This window comes from Neptuniibacter pectenicola (genome assembly GCF_001597735.1).
Taxonomy (GTDB): Bacteria; Pseudomonadota; Gammaproteobacteria; order Pseudomonadales; family Balneatricaceae; genus Neptuniibacter; species Neptuniibacter pectenicola.
Window position 1 is genome coordinate 145632 of sequence record NZ_LUTS01000008.1, and the last position, 17147, is coordinate 162778.

General features: G+C 45.4%; 16 protein-coding genes. 6 read left to right on the top strand and 10 right to left on the bottom strand.

Annotation, left to right across the window (positions count from 1 at the left end; all coding sequences use genetic code 11):
- The first annotated feature begins 5 nt into the window (after window positions 1-5).
- Window positions 6-809, top strand: coding sequence for an ion transporter (locus A3773_RS11995; RefSeq protein WP_067986323.1), 804 nt, complete (start codon window positions 6-8; stop codon window positions 807-809).
- A gap of 75 nt (window positions 810-884) precedes the next feature.
- On the opposite strand, the gene A3773_RS12000 is transcribed toward A3773_RS11995, so the two are convergent.
- Entirely contained in the window at window positions 885-1532 is a 648-nt protein-coding gene (locus A3773_RS12000; RefSeq protein ID WP_067986325.1) for a glutathione S-transferase, read from the bottom strand.
- 63 nt (window positions 1533-1595) lie between these two features.
- On the bottom strand, window positions 1596-1985 hold the full coding sequence (locus tag A3773_RS12005) for a YkgJ family cysteine cluster protein (protein ID WP_067986327.1): 390 nt from the start codon (window positions 1983-1985) through the stop codon (window positions 1596-1598).
- Between the two features lie 184 nt (window positions 1986-2169).
- Here A3773_RS12005 and A3773_RS12010 point away from each other — a divergent pair, with 184 nt between their 5' ends.
- Both A3773_RS12010 and A3773_RS12015 read left to right on the top strand, forming a co-directional pair.
- A complete protein-coding gene (locus A3773_RS12010; RefSeq protein WP_067986329.1) occupies window positions 2170-2949 on the top strand; it encodes a lipoyl protein ligase domain-containing protein in 780 nt (259 codons plus the stop codon).
- 208 nt (window positions 2950-3157) lie between these two features.
- Window positions 3158-4558 carry an FAD-binding oxidoreductase gene (locus A3773_RS12015; protein WP_082800618.1) on the top strand — a complete coding sequence of 467 codons (1401 nt, stop codon included), beginning with the start codon at window positions 3158-3160 and terminating at the stop codon, window positions 4556-4558.
- A gap of 29 nt (window positions 4559-4587) precedes the next feature.
- On the opposite strand, the gene A3773_RS12020 is transcribed toward A3773_RS12015, so the two are convergent.
- From A3773_RS12020 to exaC, 3 genes are all read right to left on the bottom strand, one after another.
- Window positions 4588-4986 (bottom strand): hypothetical protein, encoded by a 399-nt coding sequence (locus tag A3773_RS12020; RefSeq protein WP_075109558.1) that lies wholly within the window; start codon window positions 4984-4986, stop codon window positions 4588-4590.
- Between the two features lie 41 nt (window positions 4987-5027).
- Window positions 5028-5324: a hypothetical protein gene (locus tag A3773_RS12025; RefSeq protein WP_067986333.1), complete on the bottom strand. Its 297-nt coding sequence runs from the start codon at window positions 5322-5324 to the stop codon at window positions 5028-5030.
- 211 nt (window positions 5325-5535) lie between these two features.
- On the bottom strand, window positions 5536-7056 hold the full coding sequence (exaC, locus tag A3773_RS12030; protein ID WP_067986335.1) for an acetaldehyde dehydrogenase ExaC: 1521 nt from the start codon (window positions 7054-7056) through the stop codon (window positions 5536-5538).
- Window positions 7057-7434: 378 nt separating this feature from the next.
- Here exaC and A3773_RS12035 point away from each other — a divergent pair, with 378 nt between their 5' ends.
- The gene (locus A3773_RS12035; protein WP_067986337.1) at window positions 7435-8235 is read left to right on the top strand and encodes an FRG domain-containing protein; all 801 of its coding nucleotides are present in this window, start codon (window positions 7435-7437) and stop codon (window positions 8233-8235) included.
- Between the two features lie 179 nt (window positions 8236-8414).
- On the top strand, window positions 8415-9074 hold the full coding sequence (locus A3773_RS12040; RefSeq protein WP_067986340.1) for a putative 2OG-Fe(II) oxygenase: 660 nt from the start codon (window positions 8415-8417) through the stop codon (window positions 9072-9074).
- A gap of 257 nt (window positions 9075-9331) precedes the next feature.
- Here the strand turns inward: A3773_RS12040 and A3773_RS12045 are convergent, their stop codons facing one another.
- The 5 genes from A3773_RS12045 to pedF form a co-directional block, all read right to left on the bottom strand.
- Window positions 9332-11080: a PQQ-dependent methanol/ethanol family dehydrogenase gene (locus tag A3773_RS12045; RefSeq protein WP_067986341.1), complete on the bottom strand. Its 1749-nt coding sequence runs from the start codon at window positions 11078-11080 to the stop codon at window positions 9332-9334.
- 297 nt (window positions 11081-11377) lie between these two features.
- Entirely contained in the window at window positions 11378-12301 is a 924-nt protein-coding gene (locus tag A3773_RS12050; protein WP_067986342.1) for a quinoprotein relay system zinc metallohydrolase 1, read from the bottom strand.
- Between the two features lie 17 nt (window positions 12302-12318).
- Window positions 12319-13068, bottom strand: a complete 750-nt coding sequence (locus A3773_RS12055) for a quinoprotein dehydrogenase-associated SoxYZ-like carrier (protein WP_067986343.1) — start codon at window positions 13066-13068, stop codon at window positions 12319-12321.
- Window positions 13069-13120: 52 nt separating this feature from the next.
- A complete protein-coding gene (locus A3773_RS12060) occupies window positions 13121-14044 on the bottom strand; it encodes a substrate-binding periplasmic protein (protein ID WP_067986344.1) in 924 nt (307 codons plus the stop codon).
- On the bottom strand, window positions 14037-14480 hold the full coding sequence (gene pedF, locus A3773_RS12065; RefSeq protein ID WP_156473520.1) for a cytochrome c-550 PedF: 444 nt from the start codon (window positions 14478-14480) through the stop codon (window positions 14037-14039). Before pedF ends, A3773_RS12060 begins: the two co-directional genes overlap by 8 nt.
- Window positions 14481-15226: 746 nt before the next feature.
- Here pedF and A3773_RS12070 point away from each other — a divergent pair.
- On the top strand, window positions 15227-17053 hold the full coding sequence (locus A3773_RS12070) for a PQQ-dependent methanol/ethanol family dehydrogenase (protein WP_067986346.1): 1827 nt from the start codon (window positions 15227-15229) through the stop codon (window positions 17051-17053).
- Window positions 17054-17147 lie beyond the last annotated feature (94 nt).

Consider the following 17147-nt stretch of genomic DNA (forward strand, 5'->3'; position numbering starts at 1 on the left):
AATTTATGATGAATATTACAACGATCCAATCTAATTTCTTTAAAATTAGAAGCAACAAGGCGTTTGAGCTGTTTGTTGTCGCCGTCATACTCTTTTCTGCCTTAGTGATTGGCGCTAAGACCTATGATATTCCAGCGCATGTTCTTTCAATCATCGTTTGGTTAGACCGGGCCATTACCGCGTTCTTTTTTATCGAGCTAAGCATACGCTTTATCGGCGAACCGAATAAACGAACCTTTTTTAAAAATCCGTGGAATGTCTTTGATACGTTAATCGTTGTTGTCAGTGTCATTCCTATTCAGGACAGTGAAATGGCCTTAATTGGCCGGTTGATCCGTATTTTCCGCGTTTTGCGAATGGTTTCCATTGTTCCGGAACTACGGTTGCTACTTAACTCCTTGATTAAAGCTCTGCCCCAGCTAGGTTACGTCATCCTGCTGATGTTTATTATTTTTTACATCTACGCGGCCATTGGTTCATCATTTTTTGTCGAGATTAATCCCGTTTTATGGGGCGATATCTCCATCGCTATGCTCACGCTCTTTAGGGTAATGACCTTTGAAGACTGGACTGATGTCATGTATGAAACCATGGAGATCTACCCTTTTAGCTGGATTTTCTACCTCACTTTTATCTTTTTAACCACGTTTGCCTTTTTGAACATGGTCATTGGTATTGTGGTGAACGTGATGGAAAATGAGCATGCTGAGGAAGCAAAAGAGAAAGCGATCGCGGATGGGGATATTACGATAGAGGATTTGTCTCGCCAGATTGCTGAACTTAAACAGCTGATAGAGCAGCGTAAATAAGCGCCCCTATACCTGCCTATAGCCAATAAAAAAGCTCGCTAGAGACCCCTCTTGCGAGCTTTTTTATTTTATCTATTACGGGAATGAGGTGATGGGGTCACCTAACGCCCAAAGGGGGTATTTGCGCATAATGTCAGCAAACAGCCCTGAGGCTTTGAAGTCCGATAACCAACGCTGTAAATGGGGGTATGGGGTGGATTCAAACCACGTCAGATCCACATGGGCACACTGTCGAATAAAGGGCAGTCTCGCCATATCTGCCAATGTGATCCGGTCGGTAACCAGATAGCCGCCATGACGAGCGAGTAAGGATTCGAGCTTTATAAATTCATCTTCACACTGCTGCCGATAAAACTCGGCGGATTGCTGTGGGTATCGGTCGGCATACTTATAACGGTCTAACCACGGTTTAAAGTGGTGATCATTATCACTGATCAGCCCGTCGATGGTTTCTATATCAGCGCTATACCAATTATCAGGATCGTTTTGACGTAACGCCCAGCGCATAATATCAATGCTTTCATCAATCAGCTGGCCATCAGGCAGCAATAAAACAGGTACCGTGCCTTTTGGGGAGATCGCGAGCATCTCTGTTGGCTTATCCCTAAGAACGATCTCTCGTAACTCAACCTTTACACCGCTATACGCAATGGCTAATCGTGCTCGCATTGCATAAGGGCAACGGCGAAAACTGTATAAAATAGGAAGCACTTGATCTGACATAAGGCCACTCGCCGGTTGCGTAAGTGAATAACCGTTTTAATCGATAACCGCTGTGATTAATAGTTATTTGGGCTGGTATGCACAATAGTTGGGTTTAGGGCCAACCATAGGATGCTTGCGGCAGGTATCAGGCCGGTTCTCATAAATAATGCACAGGCGTGTTTTTTGCTCTAAGTAGATACAATCATCATTCGCGTAACGGGAAAGCGTATAGACTTCGGTTTTATTGTTAAAGTGACCGACAATACCCTCTTTCATTAAGCGCTTAGCGAGCCGTTTAGGCTGCTCATGAGCATCAAACTCATCCAGCACTCCCATGCGTACCAGATCGGCAAAACGTACCTCAACCGGTAGGCTGCAACAGGTGCCTCGGCAGGACTGACACATTTTACTTTTGTACTTCACCCATGTTTGTAAATCATCGACATTGGCGGCGGGTATTGGCTTTTGCATAAGTATCGCTTAACTGTTCTGCTGGAATTTAAGCCGCGATCATAGCATCATCTTCCGACTGAACAAGTCTTTATCCCTATACAGGTGGATGGGCTAACCGATTTAATCGACGAAGCGTACTCTCAACCAAGAGGACCTTTCGTCCTTGTTAATATTGACGATACGTTGAGAGATAGAGTGCCACATGAGCGCAGATAGTGACTTTTTGGATATTTACCGCAAACAAATCCGCTGGCGCTTGATTGACGAGCCTATCGCTGAGGACCCTCAACAGGCGTTAGTGAGAGACACTCAGCTGTTAAAAGAGGTGGCTTGTGGTAAACGGGGTGCAACTGCACGCCTGTGGGAGGTGCCTCAATGTTTAGTCGTAACACGAAAGGAAACACGCTTTCCTCTGTTTGAGGACGCCTGTAACACATTAGCGGCGCAACAGTGGCCGGTTATTGTCCGCGATAGCGGTGGAACCTCAGTGCCACTACACCCTGGCATATTGAATTTTTCGATCATCTTCCCCAAGCAGGATAACGACGATTTTGATTTAGACGATATTTATATGGCGTTATGTGAGCCGATAAAACGCGCACTAACGCAGCTAGGCCTTTGCGCTGAGTATGGAGAAACACCAGGGTCCTATTGTGATGGTCGTTATAACCTCAATATTGATGGCTTGAAAATCACGGGGACTGCACAAAGAATCATGGTGTCGCCGCCCAATAAAAAAGCCGTCAAGCAAGGCATTTTGGCGCAAGCAATGCTTATGGTAGAGGCGGATGCTGTGGCGGGAACCCATTGGGTTAACCGGTTTTATTCCCTTGCAGGCAATGAGCGCCAATTTGATCCCTTGGTGGCAACCAGTCTAAACAACCTATTGCCCAATCAGCAAACCTCAGCAACGAAAGGCCTATTAACGAAGCAGGTTCGCGCCCTTATTGCCGAAGCGTTTACGCAGCTTATCTGCCATTAAAACATCATCTTCTTGTCATATATGGCCGATATGATGTGTTCATGTTCAAGGATACGTAACGCTGGGTGGGCAACGGATTGCCATTTCTCCTACGCTTCTCTCGGCTTACCCCTCTATTCAAGGCCAGATGCACCGTCTCTTTACTTTAATCATGCCAAGCTTCCTGATTTAATAGCGGTACATTAAATCAAAAAAAGAAGCGACACCCATGCGTGCAATTAAACCTTACTCCCAAGCTGATTTAAACAGAGTGATTAATGAGTTAGCGACGACCTTGGGTGACCGCATCAACCTGTCCCCCTCAGTACGCGCGCAACATGGCGGTGGTGACGATAGTTATGGCAACTTGCCACCCGATGCGGTGGTGTATCCTTTCAGTAATGAGGAGATCGCCCAGATCGTGGCGCTCTGCAATAAATACAAAATACCAGTTATTCCTTTTGGCGCAGGCTCATCTGTTGAGGGCCACCTTCTCGCCGTAAAAGGCGGTATATCTATTGATCTCTCTGAAATGAATCAGGTGATAGAGATTAATGCTGCGGATATGGATTGTCGCGTACAGGCGGGTGTGACACGGGAGGCGCTGAATAAAGCACTCCGTTATGACGGTTTGTTTTTCCCTATTGATCCGGGTGCTAATGCCTCCATTGGAGGGATGGCCGCAACCCAAGCATCAGGTACCAACGCTGTTAAATACGGCACCATGAAGGATGCGGTGATCGGGTTAACAGCAATAACTGCTGCAGGGGACATTATTAAAACCGGTTCACGGGCAAGGAAAAGCGCAGCAGGCTATGACCTGACGCAACTGCTGGTGGGCTCAGAGGGCACCTTAGCCGTTATCAGCGAGGTTCAATTACGCCTTCATCCTATTCCAGACACAATTAAAGCGGCGGTGTGCAGCTTTGAGAGCGTTGCTGCGGCGGTGGATACCGTTATTAATGCGATGCAGATGGCCATCCCTATGGCAAGAATTGAGCTGCTTAATGGTTTGCAGATGCAGGCCTGTATACAGTACTCAAAACTGGAAGGGTTTGAGGCAAAGCCGACCCTGTTTATGGAGTTTCATGGCAGCGAAAGCAGTGTCGCCGAACAAGTCGCCCAACTCGAGGATATATGCCGTGAGTTTGGTGGCAGTGCGTTTAAGTGGGCCGAGAGTACAGAACAGCGCAATGAACTCTGGAAAGCGCGACATAATGCTTACCACGCAACACAGCAGTTACAAGCCAACAGTAAAGTGCTCACCACCGATGTATGTGTGCCGATCTCTAAATTAGCCAAAAGCATTTTGCAAGCCGAGCAGGATGCGCACGCTAGTCAGCTTCCTTGTACCCTTGTTGGTCATGTGGGCGATGGTAACTATCATCTACTCATTGTGATTGACCCAACAGACCATGCGCAAGTGGCTCGCGCCAAACAGCTCTCTGCTCAGGTAGTGGATACGGCTCTCAAGCTGGGGGGAACTTGTACCGGTGAGCACGGCATTGGGGTCGGTAAAAAAGATTACCTCAAGGTTGAGCATGCAACGGCCATCAATATGATGAAATCAATCAAAATGGCACTCGATCCAAAGAATATCATGAACCCTGGCAAGATCTTCGACCTGTAAGCGCCCCTACCCATAAGCCGATTAAGGCATTACTTTGGCGGGGACTCGAACCAGACTCGCCATGTGGTTGAGCCATTCATCTGTAGATAGTAACGTCCGGGGGATTCGAGCAGGTAACGCCCCTCGCCTCCACCGCCGATGTGTAGGTTTTCAATAATTTCCCCCTGCTCATTAAAAACCGCCATTACAAAGATAACCCCGTCACTTTGATAACGGAGTTGCGTCGGCTGCGTAATAGTAAAGGGGTCAGTCTTTAACGTATGCTTACCCGCAAATCGCGGCTCATCTGTGGCCATCAGCTCGTCAATCACTAAGTCATCGTAACAACGTAAACGGGCCGTAGTATCGTCGATGCTTTTACATTGGGCAAAAGCGCTTTTTACGGGATCATCCCCATTAACGGCAAGCGTCGGGGACGCCAAAAGCATTAACATTGTTACTAACAGGGGTGGCTTTAAACTCTCCATCTTTACTCTGAGCTCTGTAATAATTTTAAGCTATTAAACTGCTTAGCTTTGGTTTGTACTTTACAGCTGCGTTCATCCTCGCCGTCACTGCACACCACATGAAGCCCATCAGGGTAATGACTCAAGTTTTTACAGTGGGCTAAAAATTCGATACTGCCATCCGATTTATCTGTCCGTGTAAGTTGATCTTGCACGCACTCTGATTTCATCATAATCAAGCGAATAACCTGATAATCCTGCACTGCGGCCATTCCTTCCATGGCGTAGAGCGCTATAACGACCATTAAAAATTTCTGCACGAGGTTAACCCTACTCTCTTTTTTGTTGAGCCTACCATTAAAGATCGAGAACCCTGTTTTTTGGGAAACAGAAAAGCACCAAAGTATGACCTCATAATTCTAAGGGCCAGACATAAAAAAGCGGCCCATATAGGGCCGCAATAATGCAAGAAGCTAGCTAAATTAGCTTGTGCAAAGCGAAGACAAACAAACTTCGCTTAGAAACTTCTCCTTAGAAGAAGCCTAGAGGATTAGCGCTGTAGCTTACCAACATGTTTTTAGTCTGCTGGTAATGATCAAGCATCATCTTGTGGTTTTCACGGCCTACACCCGATTTCTTGTAACCACCGAATGCTGCGTGAGCTGGGTACAAGTGGTAGCAGTTCATCCAAACACGACCAGCCTGGATGCCACGACCCATGCGGTATGCAAGGTTAGTATCACGTGTCCATACGCCCGCACCAAGACCAAACTCAGTATCGTTAGCAATTTCTAACGCTTCTGCTTCGTCTTTGAAGGTAGTGATGGCAACCACTGGGCCAAAGATCTCTTCTTGGAAGACACGCATATCGTTTGTGCCTTTGATCAGTGTTGGCTGGATGTAGTAACCCGTACCAAATTCACCGTCTAGTTTCTCGATACCGCCACCCATTAGGATTTCAGCACCTTCTTCACGACCGATATCCATGTAACCTAGGATCTTGTCGAACTGTTCTTGAGACGCCTGCGCACCAACCATTGTTTCAGTATCAAGTGGGTTGCCACGTTTGATCAACTTAGCACGCTCGATTACTTTAGCGATGAATTCATCAGCGATATCTTCTTGAACAAGAATACGTGATGGACAAGTACATACTTCACCTTGGTTAAAGTAAGCAAGAACCGCACCTTCAATCGCTTTGCTAACAAACTCATCTTCTTGAGCTAGTACGTCTTTGAAGAATACGTTTGGAGACTTACCACCCAACTCAGTCGTAGAAGGAATGATGTTTTCAGCAGCACATTTCATGATGTGCGAACCAACTGGCGTAGAACCAGTGAAAGCGATCTTAGCGATACGTGTGCTAGATGCTAGCGCTTGGCCTGCTTCAGCACCAAAACCGTTAACGATGTTTAGTGTACCTGCAGGTAGAAGGTCACCGATGCATTCCATCAAAATAAGGATAGAAACAGGTGTCTGCTCAGCAGGCTTAAGAACAATCGTGTTACCTGCGGCTAGCGCTGGAGCAATTTTCCAAGCAGCCATTAGCAATGGGAAGTTCCAAGGAATGATCTGACCAACAACACCTAGTGGCTCATGGAAGTGGTAAGCAACGGTTGTTTCGTCGATTTCACCAATTGAACCTTCTTGTGCGCGGATACAACCTGCGAAATAACGGAAGTGATCTGCCATTAGAGGCACATCGGCAGCAAGCGTTTCACGTACTGCTTTACCGTTATCCCATGTTTCAGCAACAGCGAGACGTTCTAGGTGCTCTTCAATACGGTCAGCAATTTTAAGTAGAACGCCAGAACGCTCTGCTGTAGATGCTTTGCCCCAAGCACCTTTAGCTGCTTCAGCTGCATCGATAGCAGCGTTAATGTCTTCTTCCGTTGAACGTGGAATTTCGCAGATAGCTTCGCCTGTTACTGGCGAGTGATTTGTAAAATATTGTCCATTAATGGGCGCAACCCACTGACCATTGATAAAGTTTCCATAACGTTCTTTGAAAGAAACTACAGCGCCGTCTGTACCTGGCTTAGCGTAAATCATCTTCTAAATGCCTCTTGTTTTTATCTACTGTCAGGAGTGTTGGACAGTATGGTTATTTTTACATACCCATATTAGCGACCCATGAAGAAGCACAGGTATCATTCCTTGGCATCAAAAAAATACTTATTTGGTACTAGTTATCGCGGCCCCCGCTCAACATACATTGAGCATTCAAGCAGACTTTTTACACAGACATTTATTATAACCCACTGATAAATATTAGGTTTATTGTTTTCAATTCTCTTAATTTTGCACTATAAATAATAATATCCTAATTTATCGGTTTTTAGTGCTCATCACTAGAATTTGTGTACATTAATGACACTCAAGGATATAAACGCCTAGTTAGTCGCCTTTTTATTGGGCCGGAGCAACGCAGTGACAAAGGTATACGAAGTAACAAGCTGGCAAGAATTTTTAACATTAGTCGAATCTGAAGAGCTTCGAGGTTGGGCCTTTCGCGGCCAATGCGATGCCACATGGGATCTTGAAAGTTCACTCACTCGACGACTGAAACAGTTCGTGCCTCAAGCTCGCTGGGCTGAGCAAGAGGGCCGAGCCATCCGCGTATTTAAACGCAAAGCCCATTACTTTTTACATGATACCTCTGCGCTCAATGATGACTTTCGGTGCTTAGCACTGATGCAGCACCATGGCGCGCCCACACGACTCTTGGATTTTACCAAGTCACCTTATGTCGCAAGCTACTTTGCACTCCACTCCAGCACGACAACGGCCGCAGTGTATGCCGTTAATACCCCCGCCCTATGGCATGAAGCAAAACCACCAGGCTTCCCTGAGCAAACAAGAGACGCTATAGACCCCCGTAACCATGATCTACTGCATAGGTATTACCTGTCCAACCAATACCCCGTGGTATGGCCTGGAGAACCTTGGTCTATGGATCGACGGATTGTTGCCCAAGCCGGTACCTTTATGATTCCCGGCAAGATTGACGTGTCTGTAGCCGAACTACTCACCAATTACGATTATAACGGTACAATCTTAGCCAAAATCATTATTCCAAATGAGATCCGTTCCGAAGCGATGGAGGCCCTTTATCGAATGAATATCAGTCACGCGACACTCTTTCCTGATCTGGATGGTTTAGCGCGCTCAATCTCTTATGAGTTGGAAGCGAGCTGGGTGGGCTCTTCAGCTAACCCTGATTCCAATTAAACCTACCGCCGAGTGATAAAATAAAGGAATAGCAGGGCTAAAAGCAGATTGAGACGCATAAGCGCTTAATAGCCCTCTGCTAAATCGATCATTAATTTTCACCGCGCTGATCTATCTCAATAGATAAATAGAGCCACTCTCATTACAATGCGACTACTTATACTCATTAGGTAGTCACAATGTATTCCCAAGCCCCAGAGATAGAGTCCATTAACGCATGGACATCCCCGCTCTTCGTCACCACAAACCCAGATCATGAATTTATCAAAGACGACCTGTTGGCTTATATCTATGAGTATCAAAGAAACCAATCCCATGCGATTGATAGTCATGTGGCCATAACCGCCAAACATCAGCTATTTGAAAGCAAATTGAATTTTCTTGAAGCGGATTCTCCCGTCATTATTGAAGCCCGCAGAATGCTTGAAGAACTGCTCTCTGCCGTTGTGACCGAAGTGAACCGTGGCTACTGGCCAGAAGGCGCTGAAGGTGAAGCAAGTATCATAGAGTCATGGTTTCATGTCACAAAAGATGGGGGCTATCACGATATCCACTCTCACCCAAACTGCTCATGGTGTGGCATCTATTATTTAGAGCCGGGAGAGTGCGCACTGGATGCCCGCAATGGAGTTAATCGCTTTTATGACCCAAGAATCAATGCGGACCATTATGCCGATGCCGGCACCGCTTATTTAGGCGAGCAAGGCTTCTGGGACTTTGAGCCAGTGGAGGGACAAATTGTTATCTTCCCCTCCTATCTTAAACACTCTGCACTGCCCTACTTTGGGAAAAAAGATAGAGTGGTTGTCGCCTTTAACAGCATTATAGATTTGGTTTAATCAGCAAACAGACCTTGAGCAATCCCATCACCGACTGTCGCACCCAGTCGGTTTTTTATCTCCCGACTCTTTACGTTGCAGGTTCTACTCAGGACATTAGATCGATTAATCACCGGTGCAAGCCACAATAAACACACGGGCTATCCGTAAATCAAACTGTACTTTAAACAGAAAAAAGCCAACTACATGAGTTGGCTTTTTATGCTGGGACAGGCTAAGCACTGGTTACAGTGCTTAGTCGTAATTCCGAAGAATTACTAAGGTAGTTTGAATGTCCAAACTGTGCCACCTTGGTTAAGGTGTTTAACACGTTTAGCCACTTCACCACCCCATAAAGGTACTGCACCACCCCAACCAGAAACAACAGATAGGTACTGTGCACCATCCTGTTCCCAAGTGATTGGAGAGCCTACGATACCTGAACCTGTGTTGAACTTGAATTCAACATTACCGTTCTTAGCGTTTAGACCAAGCAAGTAACCTTCAGGCGTACCGAAGAATACTAGGTTACCTTTAGTTGATAACACACCACCCCATAGAGGAGAGTAGTTTTTGTAACGCCATACTTCTTTACCCGTTTTTGGATCCATCGCACGCATAACACCAATGTAGTCATCATTCATTGGTTTAATTGTGAATCCAGCACCTAGGTAAGCAGCACCTTTCTTATAGGCTGTTGGCTCATTCCAGATATCCATCGCCCATTCGTTTGATGGTACATAGAACAGACCTGTATCTTGGCTGTAAGAGATAGGCATCCAGTTTTTACCACCCAAGAAACCTGGGACAGCGTGTACAGAACTACCTTTCTTACCATCTTTAGAGTCAGCAGGGTTACCTGGACGGAACGCTTCATCATAAATTGGACGGCCAGTCTTAGGATCTAGACCTTTAGCCCAAGTAATTTCGTCTATAAATGGGAAGCCTCGGATGAAATCACCGTTTTCACGATTCAAGACATACATGAAACCGTTACGGTCAGCTGTTGCAGCCGCTTTAACCGTTTTACCACCTTCTTTATAGTCAAAAGAAACCAGCTCGTTTACACCATCGTAATCCCAGCCATCATGTGGAGTAGTCTGGAAATGCCATACGATTTTACCTGTATCAGGGTCAATTGCTAGACGAGAAGATGAGAACAAGTTATCACCTGGACGTAGGTGAGAGTTCCATGGTGCAGGGTTACCTGTACCGAAGAACAGTAGATCAACGTCAGCGTCGTATGTGCCGCCTAACCATGTAGCAGCACCACCGCTTTTCCATAGATCACCAGGCCATGTTTTACCTGCTTGGCCACCGGAAATGCCGTTCTCAACTTTCTTACCATCTTTCCAGATGTAGCCCATGTGGCCTTCAACGGTAGGACGAGTCCAAGCAAGTTTGCCTGTTTTAGCATCGTAAGCTTCAACTTTACCAACGATACCAAACTCACCACCAGATACACCAGTGATTACCTTGCCTTTTACAATGATTGGCGCAGCGGTAATAGAGTAACCCGCTTTGTAATCTTCAACAGTTTTCTTCCAAACAACCTTACCCGTCTTGTTGTTTAGGGCAACAAGTTTAGCGTCAAGCGTACCGAAGATAACTAGGTCATCATAAAGTGCAACACCACGGTTAATAACGTCACAGCAAGGCATGATGCCGTCAGGTAGACGTGCATTGTATTCCCATAGCTCTTCACCTGTTTTAGTGTCAACAGCGAATACACGAGAGTAAGATGCAGTAACGTACATTACGCCATCTTTAACCATCGGCTGTGATTCTTGACCGCGCTGTTTTTCACCACCAAAAGAAAACGCCCAAACCGGACGCATATCTTTAACTGTTTCTGTATTGATTTTGTCCATTGGACTATAGCGCTGACCACGAAGGCCCATGCCGTAAGTCAATACATCACCTGTTGTCATCTGGTCGTTAAGGATATCTTTATCAGTAACACCAGCTTGAGCCGTGCCTGCAATAGCCATTGCTGCAACTAAGGCTGACAGAGTGAATTTCTTCATTGTACGCTCCTCTACGGATATTTATTATTAGCGTTCAGAGAGAGTCGGGAAAAATTCCCAATCCATGCCCTCATTGTTTTTCTTTACCGCTTTTTCAACAATTAAACAGCGGAAGTAGTTTCTTCATCCCTTAGTAGTAATACCAGAAAGACATAAAATACGAGACAATACCTAACGGGGCGCTTATTCTTTTCAATTCAATAAGTTAGCAGCCTTGGCGGCTGCTATATAAAGAGAACATCTTACAGGATAAATTCTAGTCGAATTTCAGGAAAGGAACAGGAGAAAGGGAAAATATCAGAAATACAGCTCTTCATACTTGGGATAAAGGTGGGCAACGGTCTTAACAAACTCTGTTCGAGTCAGTTGAATCGAATCAAACTCAGCACTAATCGGCAGTCTAATCACCTCCGTCATACTCAGCCCCGCTTTTGCTGCGTCTGTTAATGTATTATCCAACCACTGTAAATAAGATTTCATCTGCGCTAAAGGACGATGATCCATCGTAACAGGACCATGGCCCGGTACGATATGCGTGTACTTAAAGCTTTCAAGTCGATCAATCTCATCCATCCAGATCGCTAACCCTGGCGTATGAGGCGTTGTGAGTGCCCGCTGATAAAACACGATATCTGACGCAAATAGTACGCCTGTTTTTTCATCATAGATGACAAGGTCAGCACCGCTATGGCCTGAAAAAGCGCTCAGCTGAAAACGGTGACTGCCCAACGTTAAATGATCAGACTCAATTACCCTAGTCGGTAGCTGAACTTCAGTGGAGCGCATCCAGTCGCCCACTAAGCGGTACATATTCTCAGCAAAGTTATCGCCATCCCGTTGTATCTGTTGCTTAGTTTTAGGCAGGGAGAATATCTCAATATCCTTAAACGCCTGATTACCTAAAAAATGGTCCGGGTGTTGATGGGTATTAAAAACGTATTTAATCGGCTTATCCGTTACAGAGGCAATAACTGCCCGCATCTCTTTGCCGTATTTTAACGAAGGACCGGTATCAATAACGACAACACCATCCTCAGTAACCACGAAGCTTGTATTAACGATGTTTCCTCCATTTCTATTGGAAAAATCCTCAAGCTTCCCCTGCAAGACCCATGTGTTGTCAGCAATTTTTTGTGGCTTTAAATCATAACTGAGAGGAGCCGCTATAAGCGGCCCTGCGACAAAGAGTAAACTAGCTACAACTATCTTTTTGCTAATCATTGCGATACTCCCAAAGCTTAAAGCCCTTGCTCAAATTCGTTACCACCATTATCCCTTAACCAGATGCTGTGCTTTTTAGACGCATCTCGAACATCAAAGGTAATAACCGGGTTTTCGCTCACGGGTGGCGATAGCTCCATGCGTGCTAACGGCTCACCATCCTCAGAACGAACGGAAATGGTCTCGATATAAAATTCAGGGATTGCATCAACAAGTCCCGTATCCATCGGATGGATAACCTTGAATTTATAGCGTCCGCCCTCTTCTCTTGGGAATAAACGGCTCTTCATTTCACCTAAATGGCTTTCCCAATATGGATCAGCGTTTGCCATGCTCGGTGTTGAGCATCCTCCGCCTGCAGCCTCTAGGTAACGCCCACCTACATGCCAGACACCATCTTTCGTCAGAACAGCGGCTCTAACCGCAGTGCTTTGCTGAACTTTTATCCTTAACGAGATGCGAGGAATGATGTCGGGATGGGGGTAGTAGGTAAAGATGTGTTGAATTGGATTGAGATCTGCCCAAGAGATAATGCGCTGAATATCTCCGCTCAATGCACTTGCATCTACGGTGATGGGTACTTGCGTTGGGTCTTCAGCAAACTCTGGTAGTTCGACCTTTACTCTGTCATCAAAGACATAAGGCTCATTACCTATGAATGTTTGACGCATGTAATCCCAAAGCGGAGATTCTAAGGGATCAGGAACCGCATAGGCTGGAAATGATATTACCGCACTCAATACTAGGGCTGATAATTTACGCTTCATCGTTTAACCCCTTAATTATTTTTATTAATGTTAAATCATTATGAAAAAGACACTATGGCTCTGCAACATCCAAATAAAGTGATGGTTTTTCATACGTTAGGCCGTACGATTGATAGATTTTCGCCATTTCGCCATTGCGAACCATCTTGTCGACAACTTCTTCGATGGCATAACCTAATTGGCGATAGCTGGTTTTAACCGCCATACCAATATCCCACTTCTGTTTACCCATAGAAGGATAACTGTTTGTCGCAAACTTAAAGTTAGGATCGCCGGCCTTATTCACCAACCAGTCAACTTCAGCACGCATTGCCATTACCGCATCGACTTCACCGTTTTGCATACCTTTAAAGGCTTCACGTGCATTTGTATAGTGGTGAGTTTTATCGCGCATACGACCACCAAATGCAGACGTTAAGTAAAAATCGGGTAGGCTATCGATCTCAACACCAATCGGATGGTATTGAAAAACAGCAACCGTAGAGACGTTATCAATCTTACGGCTATCGTAGGTAACCTTCCAACTTTCCCGTTGATATGGACCAAACATGACCACCATGTCGTTAATGACGGCACCGGTGGAATCTTGCATGTAGGCAAATTCACGGTCATAGGGAACGCGCATCATCACATCCGCAACTTTTTTAAGCGCGAGCGCACCTTGCTCCTCGTCCTTATCTAAATAATGCCCTTTCCAAACATTATTTCGTAAATCATCTTCAAGGTTTTCATCCGGAGTAATCCAATGGGTCTTAAAGTTAACGCCTAAGCCTTTAGCTATACGCTTACCCACTTCAACATCAACGCCCACCGCCTTTCCATCTTCAATATAAGAGTAAGGCGGAAAATCTCGATAAAAACCAACGGTCAAATAGCCACTATCTATTACATCGTCGTAATAACGAGCTTGCGCCAGGCTGCTGAGCAGGCTGGCGCAAGTGAAAACAGTAGCACAAAATAGGCTATGTTTATTCATCAGTAGCACGAGTCTCTAAGTATGCACGGATTGCCCACAAGGCTTCTTGACTAAGGGTCTCTGCCATTTTAGGCATGTAAACACGGCCGTCACGTACGGCACCGTTGATCACGCGGTATTTAAACCACTCATCACCTTCGATACCTGGCTCAAGGTAACGTAGATCCGGCGCAATACCGCCAGAAATAGCATCAAGGCCGTGACAGCGAGCGCAGTTTTGAGTGTAAGCAGATGTGCCTATAGTCACTGCAAGCTCATAGTTTTCATAGTCTGGTGTATATGGATTGGTCTCCAACCACTCTTCCCCAAGCATTTTAAGGCCGGTTACATCAACACTTTGAGGTGTTACGTCCCCATGCGCCATCGCTTGGCCAGATAAAACAGCCGCTAACATTCCCGCTGTAGTTAATCCCAGTATCTTTTTATTTATTGACATCTCTATTCACCACTTAGTTTTTATACGGTCCGCCTTGCCTGGTATTACACTGTGTCAAAAAAGACCAGGCTCTACTCTTTGCAATCATCCTAATCGCAGCTGGCGAGAATACTTGTTATTAGCCGGAGTCACCCACTCCAGCCGTTATCCCTATATGATATTGCTTGTGCAAAATCAGCAAGAATTGTACTTTGGGTTCCAAAAACTAATCCCTTGGTATCAAACCATCTACACAATCACTCTTAAGTAGTATGAATTTGGCTAGGGAAATACACCCAAAGTACTGATTCATGCATTTTAAATGCGAATGATTATCTATTAATAAATAGACGTTGTGCTCTTTGTTCTATCTGGAGCACCACCACATTATTTAATGCATAAAAACAAACCGACGCTGCAAATAAATTTTATGCCTCCCTTCTTTCTTATCACTCTGAATCGCGCTTATTACCTACGCGTTGTGCCTTAAACCTAGCATTAAGCAACTGAATACCAGATAAACAGAATGGGTCGATTTGAATTCACTCCGTTTATCTAGCGTTGAACATCACATCTATGAAGTAGTAGTTATCGCGTTTTGCTCGCGACAATCTCCCGATATTGAAAGGCACATTTCCCGTTAAGGAGGGACTCTATCCCGTATTCACTAGGCTCATTTCCATAGCCGCCTATCCGCCGGCAAAACTAGAATCTCAATGCTCAACTTACAAAAAAATAAAACGCTATTCGTTACAGGGTTTATAAAAATGACAAAAATAATAGGAACAGGAATTAAGCCTCTCTGTGTTGCGATCACTCTAACGGTCGCAGCCACAACAGCAATCGCTAAACCTGTCACATGGAATGATATTAAAAATGACGCCGCGACTCCAGAAGATGTTCTTGGTTACGGTATCGGTCCAAAAGCTCAGCGCTGGAGTGATTTAACTAAAATCAACGATAAAAACATCGATGCACTTGTACCTGCATGGTCATTCTCGTTTGGTGATGAGAAACAGCGAGGTCAAGAATCACAAGCGCTTGTACATGACGGCATCATCTATATTACAGGTTCTTATTCACGCATATTTGCCGTTGATGCTAAAACCGGTAAAAAGATCTGGTCATACTCTTACCGCCTACCGGATGACATCCGTCCTTGCTGTGACGTAGTTAACCGTGGTGCTGCAATTTTTGGTGATCTTGTTTACTTCGGTACGCTAGACGCTGCTATCGTAGCGCTTGATAAGAAAACCGGTAAAGTGAAGTGGAAGAAAAAATTCGGTGACCATACCGAAGGTTACACAATGACCGGTGCACCTACGATCATTAAAGATCGGAAGACAGGTAAAGTTCTTTTGATTCATGGATCCTCTGGTGATGAGTTTGGTGTTGTAGGTAAATTGTTTGCACGCGACCCAATGACAGGCGAAGAGATCTGGATGCGTCCTTTCGTAGAGGGTCACTACGGCCGTCTAAATGGCAAGAAAGGTACACCTACCGGTGATCCAAAAGCGCCATCTTGGCCTGATGATCCAAATTCACCAACAGGTAAAGTTGAAGCATGGAGCCACGGTGGTGGTGCGCCTTGGCAGTCCGCTAGCTTTGACGTAGAGACAAACACAATTATCGTGGGCGCAGGTAACCCTGCACCTTGGAATGGTTGGGCGAGAACAGCGCCAGGCGGCAACCCTGCCGATTACGACAGCCTATACACCTCAGGTCAGGTTGCTGTTGATCCATCAACAGGTGAAGTGAAGTGGTTCTACCAGCACACACCAAATGACGCATGGGACTTCTCAGGCAACAACGAACTTGTGTTGTTTGAATACAAAGACAACGGCAAAACAATTAAAGCAACGGGTCATGCTGACCGTAACGGTTTCTTCTATGTAGTTAACCGTGAAAATGGTGACTTCATCCGTGGCTTCCCATTTGTTGATAACATCACATGGGCAACACATATCGACCCTAAAACGGGCCGCCCTGTAGAAGCTGAGGGTCAACGCCCTGCGCTTCCTGAAAAAGGTAAGAAAAAAGGTAAATCTATTGAGGTTTCACCACCATTCCTTGGCGGTAAAAACTGGAACCCTATGGCGTACAGCCAAGATACCGGCCTTTTCTACTTAGGTGCTAACCACTGGAAAGAAGACTACTGGACTGAAGAGGTTCACTACAAAAAAGGTGCAGCATACCTAGGTCAAGGTTTCCGTATCCGTAAAATGTATGAAGACCACGTAGGCGTACTTCGTGCGGTTGATCCTAAAACAGGCAAAATCGTATGGACTCACAAAGAGAAACTACCCCTATGGTCAGGGGTTCTTGCCACTAAAGGTAACCTAATCTTTACCGGTACTGGCGAAGGTTTCTTGAAAGCATTCGATGCTAAAACAGGTAAAGAGTTATGGAAGTTCCAGACAGGCTCAGGGATTGTGTCCTCTCCTGTAACGTGGACTCAGGATGGTGAGCAGTACATCGGTATCGCAAGCGGTTACGGTGGTGCTGTACCTCTATGGGGCGGCGATATGGCTGACCTAACTAAGCCTGTTTCTCAAGGTGGTTCATTCTGGGCGTTTAAACTAAAGACTAAATAACGATTATTAGTTTTTCGCTTTATTTAAATAGATTCTAATCTATCTATGTAGCCCTCTTTCATCACTATGATAAGAGGGCTTTTTTTTGGAGCAC

Bases quoted from the DNA above. Each gene is read 5' to 3' on its own strand.
- A3773_RS11995 (WP_067986323.1), top strand. From the start codon at position 6: ATGATGAATATTACAACGATCCAATCTAATTTCTTTAAAATTAGAAGC.
- A3773_RS12000 (WP_067986325.1), bottom strand. From the start codon at position 1,532: ATGTCAGATCAAGTGCTTCCTATTTTATACAGTTTTCGCCGTTGCCCT.
- A3773_RS12005 (WP_067986327.1), bottom strand. From the start codon at position 1,985: ATGCAAAAGCCAATACCCGCCGCCAATGTCGATGATTTACAAACATGG.
- A3773_RS12010 (WP_067986329.1), top strand. From the start codon at position 2,170: ATGAGCGCAGATAGTGACTTTTTGGATATTTACCGCAAACAAATCCGC.
- A3773_RS12015 (WP_082800618.1), top strand. From the start codon at position 3,158: ATGCGTGCAATTAAACCTTACTCCCAAGCTGATTTAAACAGAGTGATT.
- A3773_RS12020 (WP_075109558.1), bottom strand. From the start codon at position 4,986: ATGCTTTTGGCGTCCCCGACGCTTGCCGTTAATGGGGATGATCCCGTA.
- exaC (WP_067986335.1), bottom strand. From the start codon at position 7,056: ATGATTTACGCTAAGCCAGGTACAGACGGCGCTGTAGTTTCTTTCAAA.
- A3773_RS12040 (WP_067986340.1), top strand. From the start codon at position 8,415: ATGTATTCCCAAGCCCCAGAGATAGAGTCCATTAACGCATGGACATCC.
- A3773_RS12045 (WP_067986341.1), bottom strand. From the start codon at position 11,080: ATGAAGAAATTCACTCTGTCAGCCTTAGTTGCAGCAATGGCTATTGCA.
- A3773_RS12050 (WP_067986342.1), bottom strand. From the start codon at position 12,301: ATGATTAGCAAAAAGATAGTTGTAGCTAGTTTACTCTTTGTCGCAGGG.
- A3773_RS12055 (WP_067986343.1), bottom strand. From the start codon at position 13,068: ATGAAGCGTAAATTATCAGCCCTAGTATTGAGTGCGGTAATATCATTT.
- A3773_RS12060 (WP_067986344.1), bottom strand. From the start codon at position 14,044: ATGAATAAACATAGCCTATTTTGTGCTACTGTTTTCACTTGCGCCAGC.
- pedF (WP_156473520.1), bottom strand. From the start codon at position 14,480: ATGTCAATAAATAAAAAGATACTGGGATTAACTACAGCGGGAATGTTA.
- A3773_RS12070 (WP_067986346.1), top strand. From the start codon at position 15,227: ATGACAAAAATAATAGGAACAGGAATTAAGCCTCTCTGTGTTGCGATC.